This is a genomic window from Pseudomonas sp. 22490, from assembly GCF_052044465.1.
GTDB classification, from domain to species: domain Bacteria; phylum Pseudomonadota; class Gammaproteobacteria; order Pseudomonadales; family Pseudomonadaceae; genus Pseudomonas; species Pseudomonas aeruginosa.
Map to the genome: position 1 here is coordinate 1 of NZ_JBQENS010000077.1, position 4,313 is coordinate 4,313.

At 59.7% G+C, this 4,313-nt stretch carries 4 protein-coding genes and 3 tRNA genes; all 7 read right to left on the reverse strand.

From position 1 onward, the window contains the following. Positions 1–1,190 (reverse strand): elongation factor Tu (gene tuf / locus ACTJJX_RS34770; RefSeq protein WP_031634763.1); only part of this gene is annotated, 1,190 nt, incomplete at its 3' end. Positions 1,191–1,274: 84 nt separating this feature from the next. Continuing rightward, a tRNA-Thr gene (locus tag ACTJJX_RS34775) sits at positions 1,275–1,350 on the reverse strand. Positions 1,351–1,369: 19 nt separating this feature from the next. Beyond that, a tRNA-Gly gene (locus ACTJJX_RS34780) sits at positions 1,370–1,443 on the reverse strand. Positions 1,444–1,469: 26 nt separating this feature from the next. Next, a tRNA-Tyr gene (locus ACTJJX_RS34785) sits at positions 1,470–1,554 on the reverse strand. 147 nt (positions 1,555–1,701) lie between these two features. Next, complete coding sequence (locus ACTJJX_RS34790; RefSeq protein WP_003118935.1) at positions 1,702–2,406, reverse strand: SPOR domain-containing protein; 705 nt, start codon at positions 2,404–2,406, stop codon at positions 1,702–1,704. A gap of 8 nt (positions 2,407–2,414) precedes the next feature. Next, on the reverse strand, positions 2,415–3,161 hold the full coding sequence (locus ACTJJX_RS34795; RefSeq protein ID WP_003093768.1) for a pantothenate kinase: 747 nt from the start codon (positions 3,159–3,161) through the stop codon (positions 2,415–2,417). Further along, positions 3,158–4,096 carry a bifunctional biotin--[acetyl-CoA-carboxylase] ligase/biotin operon repressor BirA gene (gene birA, locus ACTJJX_RS34800; RefSeq protein WP_003117986.1) on the reverse strand — a complete coding sequence of 313 codons (939 nt, stop codon included), beginning with the start codon at positions 4,094–4,096 and terminating at the stop codon, positions 3,158–3,160. Before birA ends, ACTJJX_RS34795 begins: the two co-directional genes overlap by 4 nt. Positions 4,097–4,313 lie beyond the last annotated feature (217 nt).

A 4,313-nucleotide genomic window follows, 5' to 3' on the forward strand; every position in this document is an offset into this window, starting at 1 on the left:
TCGATGATCTTGGCAACCACGCCGGCGCCAACGGTACGGCCGCCTTCGCGGATCGCGAAGCGCAGGCCATCTTCCATGGCGATCGGAGCGATCAGGGTGACAACCATCTTGATGTTGTCGCCCGGCATTACCATCTCTACGCCTTCCGGCAGCTCGCAGTTACCGGTCACGTCAGTGGTACGGAAGTAGAACTGCGGACGGTAGCCCTTGAAGAACGGGGTGTGACGACCACCTTCTTCCTTGGACAGCACGTACACTTCGCACTCGAACTTGGTGTGCGGCTTGATGGTGCCCGGCTTGGCCAGCACCTGGCCACGCTCTACGTCTTCACGCTTGGTGCCACGCAGCAGGATACCAACGTTCTCACCAGCACGACCTTCGTCGAGCAGCTTGCGGAACATTTCAACGCCGGTGCAGGTGGTCTTGGTGGTCGCCTTGATGCCGACGATTTCCACTTCTTCCTGGACCTTGATGATGCCGCGCTCTACACGACCGGTTACCACGGTACCGCGACCGGAGATCGAGAACACGTCTTCGATCGGCATCAGGAACGGCTGGTCGATGGCACGAACCGGCTCCGGAATGTAAGAGTCCAGGGTCTCTACCAGCTTCTGCACGGCGCTTACGCCGATGCCGTTGTCATCCTTGCCTTCCAGCGCCATCAGCGCGGAACCGATGATGATCGGAGTGTCGTCGCCCGGGAAGTCGTAGGTGTTCAGCAGATCGCGAACTTCCATCTCGACCAGTTCCAGCAGCTCGGCGTCGTCGACCATGTCGGCCTTGTTCAGGAACACGACGATGTAGGGAACGCCTACCTGGCGGGACAGCAGGATGTGCTCGCGGGTCTGCGGCATGGGGCCGTCGGCAGCCGAGCAAACCAGGATCGCGCCGTCCATCTGGGCAGCACCGGTGATCATGTTCTTCACGTAGTCGGCGTGACCGGGGCAGTCAACGTGAGCGTAGTGACGAACAGCGGAATCGTATTCAACGTGCGAGGTGTTGATGGTGATACCGCGGGCCTTTTCTTCCGGCGCGTTGTCGATCTGATCGAAAGCACGAGCGGAACCACCCCAGGTGTCGGAGCAGACCTTGGTCAGTGCAGCGGTCAGAGTGGTCTTGCCATGGTCAACGTGACCGATGGTGCCGACGTTGACGTGCGGCTTGTTCCGTTCAAATTTTTCTTTAGCCATGGAGACCATCCCCTTCAAGGAATTGAGCGGATCACGCTACCATTAGAACAAGGGCAGATATTTTCATATCTGCCCCTGGATAAATGGAGCTCATGAGCGGATTTGAACCGCTGACCTCACCCTTACCAAGGGTGTGCTCTACCAACTGAGCTACATGAGCGAAACACAAGCAACTTGACTGGAGCGGGTAGCGGGAATCGAACCCGCATCATCAGCTTGGAAGGCTGAGGTTCTACCACTGAACTATACCCGCGGAGCCCGAAGCTCACGCTTTTAAACTGGTGGAGGGAGAAGGATTCGAACCTTCGAAGTCTATGACGTCAGATTTACAGTCTGATCCCTTTGGCCACTCGGGAATCCCTCCAAACTGGTGGGCGGCATTCTCTACGTCTGCCACCTTGCTGTCAAGAGTTTTCTCTTAAAAAACCTGAACTTAGGTTTCAACAGCAACTTCATGGTAGGAGTCTTTCAGCCTTCCCCCTGCGAAGCGGGCGCCATTCTATGCAAACCATCAGGGGGATGCAACACCTTTGCACGACATTATTTGATGCTGCAATCCCTTGAAGTCCCGAGCCAGCTCCTGGAGCAGTTGCTCATCCACCAGACGCCGGCTGCCGGGTGCCACCCTTACCCAGAAATCACGCTGCCCGCGGGGCAATTCCTTCAGCTCCGCCTCGTAACCTGCCGTCTTGAGACGGGCCTGCGCACTTTCAGCCGAATCCCGCGCGGAAAACATCCCCAAAGAAATGCCATTGGCCAGCACTCCCTCGCCAATCAGGTAGCTGTCGATATTGCGCGCCTGAAGCTCCTTCAACTGACGAAGCGCAGCCTCCCGCGAGGCTAGCGGAGGAAGATAGACCCAGTAATCGACGCTCATCTCCCCACGGGCCTCGACCTCCGCCTCGATATCCAGGCCCAGCAGGCGCTGCTGCAACCTTCGGGCATCCGCCTCCTCACCGCCTCCGCCAAGATAGAGACAGGCCGACTCGGATGCGATCGACTCTTCGGCAGCCGGAGGCACACTCGGCGCCGGCACCTGCGATCCCGAGCGCGCCCTGGAAGCAAGGTTGCTCTCGGCCAACAGCAGAATGTTCTTCTGCCCATCCTTATAGAGTTCCAGCGGTGCGATTTCCTTGGCCCGTAGCGGGGATTGCTGCTGGTGCCAGACGTAGTAGAAGACGTTCAGGGCCAGGAGAAACAGGAAGAACCAGCGCATAGATCCTCTCACTCAATCGGGCAAGCCAGTGCCAGCCCTACGAAAACCAGGTCCGGCATGATCCGGGCGCCAGCCAGTTCGTCGCGAACCAGTTCGGCATCCCCACCCGTCAGGAATATTTCACAATCCGGACCGAGCAGCTCGCACGCCATGGCGTACTGCTCACGAACGAACCCCCTGAGCATGAGCAGACAACCCCGCTCAACCGCCTCGGCCGTGGCCTGCCCTGGCTGGAGACTGGCAAGCGCCCGACGGGCCTCTGCATCGTCGTAGCGGATACGTCGGGTATGGGTGCGCAACTGGCTTCTCATCAGGGTCATGCCCGGGCATATGTAGCCCCCCAGATGCACTCCATCCGCCGCGACCAGGTCAGAGGTGACCGCGGTCCCCAGATCAATGACCAGGCAGGCCTTCTTAGCCAGGTGATGAGCCGCGACGAGGGCCAACCAGCGGTCGAGCCCCAGGCGCTGGTAGTCGAGATAGCCGTTGCGCACTCCCGCCAACTGCTTGCCGGATGATGCAACCAGCGCCGAAACCGGGAACAGTTGCTCCAACCGTGCGACCAGTTGCGAGGTTTCCTGCTCGCTGCGAACGCTCACCAGGCGACAGGCTCGCACTGGCAGCGCTTGCTGCGATGTTAACTGTTCGACCAGGGCATCATCGGACTCCGCAAGGCCACCGGCGACCGACCGTGCCGCGCCCTCGATGACCCGCCACTTGATCAGCGAGTTTCCACAGTCGAGCTCAAGAATCATTGACGCAACCTCAAACTAAGCTCCCCTCCACTGAACCCCTGCTCCACGCCATCCACCTCGAGACGCAGCGCTCCTCGGCTATCGACACCCAGCACACGACCCTCGATGGAACTCAGAGCAGTCGAGAGAATGACCTGGGCACCCTGCCAGAGATTGCAGGACTCCCACTCCTCGCGACTTGCAGCAAAGCCTTCGCGCGAATGCCTATCGAGATAATCGGCCAACTGCCGATTGAGAGCAGAAAGCAGCCGCGAACGATCCACCAGCTCCCCCAGCGCTTCGCGCAGGGAGGTCCAAGGCTGGCCGATATCAGTGGCGGTCTTCATGTTGACGTTGATCCCTATGCCGATAACGACATGACACAGATCCGCGGGGTCGCCACTCAGCTCCAGGAGAATTCCGGCGATCTTCTTGCCTCCCTGCAGAAGGTCGTTCGGCCACTTCAACCCGGCGTCCCGGACGCCCAAAGACTCCAGGGCCCGGAGCACCGCGAGACCGACAACCAGGCTCAACCCTTCGAGCTCCCGAGCGCCCCCCCTGACAGTAATGGCCAGAGAATAATAGAGGTTCTCTCCATAGGGACTGACCCAGGCTCGGCCGCGACGTCCACGCCCGGCAGTCTGCTGCTCGGCGACGATAACGAAAGGCGTCGAGGCTCCAGCCGCGAGCCTGCGCATGGCCTCGCTATTGGTCGAATCGACGGTGGGCATGATCTCGACCGGCCAGAGGCTGTCGATCTTCCGCGGATCCAGGAGACTGAGGGGACTCGCCAGGCGGTAACCCCGGCCACGCACCTTGTGGAACTGCAGGCCATGTTCAGCCTCCAGGTGCTGCAAGCGTTTCCAGACTGCACTGCGACTGATGCCCAGTACTGCCCCCAACTCCTCACCGGAGTGGAATCGCCCGTCTTGAAGTAGTTTCAGCAAGGTCTGCATAGACGCCCCACACTAGCCAGGCACGCATCATATAGAGGCACTTGCGCTTTGCCTACGAAAAGCCCTGCCGTATAGCTGCCTTTTCCCCGGATTTTCGCAGACTTTTCCGCGCGCAAAAGCAAAACCCCCGGTCATCGCTGACCAGGGGTTTTGGAATAGGAGCTTGACGATGACCTACTCTCACATGGGGAGACCCCACACTACCATCGGCGATGCG